Raw genomic sequence first — 3,520 nt, forward strand, 5'->3', positions numbered from 1 at the left:
TTTTTAAAAGTTCTTCGGTTTGTTCGACCGAGAGGTTATTAGCTTGAAAGTACTTTTCTAATAAAGCCCCTTTTTGAATTAATCGGCGAGAACGGGCTTTTCGTGCTTGTCGATTTTCATAATACTTAGATTGGCGTAACTTAAAATCTTCCCGCTCAATTTTTTGTTTTAAACGCGCTTGCTGCTCGACTAGTTTTTCATATTGATTAGACATGGAATTTCCCCATCTCGTATGGCTAATGATCTACGGACTTTACCTTTAAAAATTCAGAAAATTGCTTGGCTAAAAGCTTAATCTGATCGTTAGACAAATTAGCATAATCTAAATTGGCTTGACTGATGATTTGTTTACCTAGCCGTTGTTCAATCTTAATTTTTTCAGCTTTAATCTTTTGATTAAGCTGTTTTAATTTAGCTTCTTGTTTTTCTAAGTTGCTTTGAGACATAACGATCCCTCCAATCATATTAAAAATAATCACCGACACTATATCATACAGAGAATGTTAAGTCAAAGGATAAAAGTTGAAATAGCGAAGCGAAAGGCATACACTAAATTAAAGTTAAGAGAATCAGAAGACCGAGTGAAACGAGGTCAATGCGCACTTACACCCCACTAAATTCTTGTGGGGTAAATCGTGCTAAAATCCTGTATTAGAAGTCGCCAATGGCGACAACAAGGTCAAAACCCATAGAATCAAAGGAAGACGGTGACTGACATGGCAATATTCCACATGAGTTTTAGTAATATTAGTGCTGGTAAAGGACGAAGTGCGATTGCCAGTGCCGCTTATCGAAGTGGTGAAAAGCTATTTGATGATAAGGAAGATCGCCACTATTTTTATGCCCGATCGATCATGCCAGAAAGCTTTATTTTGACGCCAAAAAATTCACCTGAATGGGCGAGTGATCGAGAGCAGTTGTGGAATGAAGTTGAAAAGAAAGATCGTAAATCAAACTCACGGTATGCAAAAGAGTTTAACGTGGCTTTACCGGTAGAATTAAGTGAATCCGAACAGAAAGAATTACTGACAAGATATGTGCAAGAAAATTTTGTTGATGAGGGCATGGTAGCCGACGTGGCAATTCATCGCGATCACCCAGATAATCCGCACGCTCATGTGATGTTAACTAACCGTCCATTTAACCCAGACGGAACGTGGGGAATTAAGAGCAAAAAGCAATATATTTTAGATGATAATGGCAACAAAACATATACCGGAACTAGCAAGTACCCTAAGAGTAGAAAGATACTGATGGTCGATTGGGATAAAAAAGAAAAAATAACTGAATGGCGGCACAATTGGGTGGCAAGTGTAAATCAGGCTTTAGAGCAAAAAAACATTCCTGATCTAATCAGTGAAAAATCATTTGTGGAACAGGGAATAGCTGACACACCAATGCAACACGAGGGAATCAATAGCAAACGGCATGAAAGAAAGGCATTTAATCAACAAGTTAAGAACTATCGTAAGTCCAAAGCTGGCTATAAAAATATGCAGGAGAAAGTAGTTAATCGAGGCCACTTGGATAGCCTAAGTAAACACTTCTCGTTTAACGAGAAAAAAGTGGTCAAAGAGTTAAGCCACGAACTGAAAACTTATATTAGTTTGGAAAGTTTAGATGATAAGCGGCGCATGCTATTTAATTGGAAAAACAGTACCTTAATTAAGCATGCTGTTGGTGAAGATGTCACTAAGCAATTATTGACGATTAACCAACAAGAAAGTTCACTAAAAAAAGCAGATGAACTCTTAAATAAAGTAGTTGATCGCACGACTAAAAAACTTTATCCAGAGCTTGATTTTGAACAGACAACCGCGGCTGAACGACGGGAATTGATTAAAGAAACTAATAGTGAACAAACGATTTTCAAAGGCAGTGAATTAAACGAACGTTTAATGAATATTCGTGATGATTTATCGGTCCGACAATTATTGTCATTTACCAAACGGCCATACGTTGGCTGGAAGTTATTAATGCAACAAGAAAAGGAAGTCAAAATCGAGCTTAAATATACGCTGATGATTCATGATGATAGCTTAGAAAGTCTAGAACACGTTGATCAAGGTCTACTAGAAAAGTATTCACCAACCGAGCAGCAAAAGATTACTCGAGCAGTCAAAGACCTACGGGCAATCATGGCCGTTAAGCAAGTCATTAAAACGCAATACCATGAAGTATTGAAAAGGGCCTTTCCTAACGGCAATTTTAATGAATTACCAATGATTAAACAGGAACAAGCCTATACAGCCGTGATGTACTATGATCCTGTTTTAAAGCCATGTCAGGCTGAAACAATTGAACAGTGGCAAGCAAATCCACCACAGGTGTTCAGTCCCCAAGAACATCAACAAGGACTAGCTTATTTATCGGGACAGCTTAGCTTAGATCAGTTAGAAAATCATCACTTACAACGGGTTTTAAAGCATGATGGCACTAAACAACTCTTTTTGGGTGAATGCAAAGCCGATCCGACGATTAAGAACAGTCAGATCGAGAAAATCCAAAAGCAGTTAAAAGGGCAACAAGCCAAGGACGACCAGTATAGAAAAGTAAATATTGGACATTATCAACCGCTAAATTACAAGCCAGTTAGTCCAAGCTACTACTTAAAGACGGCCTTTAGTAACGCAATCATGACCGCCCTATATGCCCGTGATGAAGATTACGAACGGCAAAAACAGGTGCAAGGTTTAAAGGAGACTGAGTGGGAAATGACGAAAAAGCAACGGCAACACCAAACTCGAAACCGGCATGAAGATGGGGGTATGCACTTGTAATTCAAATGTAAAATAAAAAAGCTATCAGCCCGAGCGCTTAATCAGTTATATCAAGTTTGCAACGACAAGTTCAGCAAGCAAGGAACCCACAACAAAAATCAGAACTAAAAAATAAACTAAATGATATACACCATGAAATCAGTAATCGAACACAAAAACAGCTGCAAGCATTTGCTGAAGAAAATCCGGAAATCAAACAACCTGATCCTGAATCTGATCGAAGCATGAAACGTTAGCCAGTTTTTAAGGGACATGCTATAATGGAAACAGAAAAAGGAAGCCCCGCCGAAAACAGGACTTCCCGTGCAAGCCGCTTCAAAGGCGGTGGCAGAAATTTAATAAACGATTTTAGCTCGTCCTGTGACCTCTACCAAAGTTACACAGGGCGGCTTTTTTTATTTGTGGTGCTTGTCGATATAGCTGAGGAGCGCGATTAAAAACGTGCCAAACAGCAACATCAACGAGAGTGTCTGGAAGACGCTCATTGACTGTGAAACCTTCCTGAAGATTATTCCATGTTCCCATGGGCCTCACCTCGCAAGGGAAAAGACAGCCACCGCCCTTAAAACTTCCTGCGTAATCCATTATACAGGTGAATTAAGTGTTGACCAAGCACAATAAAAATTAAGTCATGGGGTTTCATAGGATCCTAAATTTGATCAAATTAAGCTCAGCAAAACATCTTTTGTGGATAGGTAGATTGTAAAATTAATCCGAACGCTGTTCGGACAAAAAAGATC

Annotated in this window: 5 protein-coding genes and 1 pseudogene; 3 read left to right on the plus strand and 3 right to left on the minus strand. The window is 38.9% G+C overall.

Translation table 11 applies throughout. The features are described 5' to 3' along the window. Together EGT51_RS12665 and EGT51_RS12670 are read right to left on the minus strand one after the other, a co-directional pair. A partial coding sequence (locus tag EGT51_RS12665; RefSeq protein WP_135369017.1) for a hypothetical protein occupies nucleotides 1-214 on the minus strand: 214 nt, incomplete at its 3' end. A 22-nt stretch (nucleotides 215-236) separates the two neighbouring features. Then, on the minus strand, nucleotides 237-446 hold the full coding sequence (locus tag EGT51_RS12670; protein WP_125685038.1) for a hypothetical protein: 210 nt from the start codon (nucleotides 444-446) through the stop codon (nucleotides 237-239). 270 nt (nucleotides 447-716) lie between these two features. Between EGT51_RS12670 and mobQ the strand changes: the two genes are divergently transcribed. From mobQ to EGT51_RS13000, 3 genes and pseudogenes are all read left to right on the plus strand, one after another. After that, the gene (gene mobQ / locus EGT51_RS12675; protein ID WP_135369018.1) at nucleotides 717-2,780 is read left to right on the plus strand and encodes a MobQ family relaxase; all 2,064 of its coding nucleotides are present in this window, start codon (nucleotides 717-719) and stop codon (nucleotides 2,778-2,780) included. 12 nt (nucleotides 2,781-2,792) lie between these two features. Continuing rightward, a pseudogene (locus EGT51_RS13110) lies at nucleotides 2,793-3,016 on the plus strand (LtrC-like protein); the annotation flags it as partial. A 24-nt stretch (nucleotides 3,017-3,040) separates the two neighbouring features. Then, nucleotides 3,041-3,217 (plus strand): hypothetical protein, encoded by a 177-nt coding sequence (locus tag EGT51_RS13000; RefSeq protein WP_155275701.1) that lies wholly within the window; start codon nucleotides 3,041-3,043, stop codon nucleotides 3,215-3,217. Here EGT51_RS13000 and EGT51_RS13170 read toward each other — a convergent pair. After that, complete coding sequence (locus EGT51_RS13170; RefSeq protein ID WP_021353390.1) at nucleotides 3,176-3,265, minus strand: putative holin-like toxin; 90 nt, start codon at nucleotides 3,263-3,265, stop codon at nucleotides 3,176-3,178. The two genes, EGT51_RS13000 and EGT51_RS13170, sit on opposite strands and share 42 nt — an antisense overlap. Nucleotides 3,266-3,520: the final 255 nt, after the last annotated feature.

It is taken from the genome of Levilactobacillus suantsaiihabitans (genome assembly GCF_004745505.1).
GTDB lineage: Bacteria > Bacillota > Bacilli > Lactobacillales > Lactobacillaceae > Levilactobacillus > Levilactobacillus suantsaiihabitans.